This is a genomic window from Variovorax sp. 20P10.2.4, assembly GCF_058244205.1.
The window spans coordinates 1-1,313 of record NZ_JBZAYE010001123.1; the positions used below are offsets into that span (position 1 = coordinate 1).

Annotated in this window: 2 protein-coding genes; both read right to left on the reverse strand. The window is 71.4% G+C overall.

Annotated features, from left to right (window positions below):
• On the reverse strand, positions 1 to 439 hold a 439-nt coding region (locus AC27VN_RS41645; protein ID WP_490880535.1), incomplete at its 3' end, for a YbjN domain-containing protein.
• Between the two features lie 46 nt (positions 440 to 485).
• The coding region (locus AC27VN_RS41650) for a peptidylprolyl isomerase (RefSeq protein ID WP_490880536.1) at positions 486 to 1,313 on the reverse strand (828 nt) is incomplete at its 5' end.

A 1,313-nucleotide genomic window follows, 5' to 3' on the forward strand; every position in this document is an offset into this window, starting at 1 on the left:
GGAAGAACTCGCCCATCATCTGCATCCACAGGCGGGCGCTGAACGCGAGGTGCGCGGGCGTCACGCCGCCAGCGACCACCACGTCCATCTCGAGCACCACGAAGTCGCCGTGCTGCGCGACGCGCGCGAAGCGCTTGCTGCGGTGCCAGGCGGCCAGCACGGCCTCGGGCAGCGTGCCGCCCTGCACGTGCAGCGGGCAGCTGAAGGTGAAGTCGGTGTACTGGGTGGTGGTGACGGGATTGCCCCACAGCACCTGGAAGCCGATGCCGTGGCTGGCGCTGTGCAGGCGGACCACGCCGTCCTGCTCGATGGTGGAGACGGCGGCGCCGGCGGCCTTGATGGCGTCGGAGACCTGTTCGGGCGTGACCGCGTCGAGCAGGTCGAGGGCCTCGGCGGGCGTGGCGGCGGCGGTGGTGGTGTCGGTCGGGGTGTTGGTCATGAGGTTCCCTGTCTGTGGATGGTGGTTGTTGGTTGTGGAAGGCGGTTCAGTTGGTCTTGCGCAGCGCGGCGTCGAGCGCGGCGGCATCGATGCTCAGCTGCGTGGCCGGCGCGAGCTGCGCCAGGTGGGCCTGGATCAGCTGCTGCTGGCGCTGCTGGCGCAGCGCGGCCTGCAGCTGCGGGCGCATCTCGTCGAGCGTGGCGGTGCGCGCGGGCTGGCTCTCGAGCAGCTTCACGACGTGGAAGCCGGCGGCCGATTGCACCGGGTCGCCGACCTGGCCGGTCTTGAGCTTGCCGACCGCATCGCGCACCTCGGGCAGCATGCGCGCGAGCGGCAGGTTGCCGACCTCGCCGCCGCGCTCGGCGCTGCTCTTGTCCTGCGACTTCGCGCGTGCGAGCGCAGCGAAATCGGTGCCGCGCGCCTCGCGCGCCAGCTTCTGGGCTTCCTCGCGCACCTTGGCGACGGCCGCGGGCGCGGTGTCGGGGGTGGCGAGGAAGATCTGTGCCACGCGGTAAGTGGCCGGCAGGTTGAAGCCGGCCTTGCCCTGCTCGTAGGCGGCAGTGAGTTCGGCATCCGACGGATAGCCCGCCGGCACCTGGCTCACCGACTCGAGGTAGCCGGTGGTCACGATGCGGGCCGTGAGCTCGCGCACCGCGGCGTCGATCTTGGCCTTGACCTCGGGCTTGTCGGTGAAGCCCTTGTCGCGTGCCTCCTTCAGCAGCGCCTCGCCGAGCAGCCGCTGGCGCAGCCAGCCCTCGACGCTGGCGCGGTTGTCCTTGACGGCCGCGCGCTCGGCATCGGGCAAGGCCTGCAGCAGCTTCTCGACCTCGTCCTGGCGCACGGTGAGTTCGCCCAGGCGGGCGACCACCGGTGC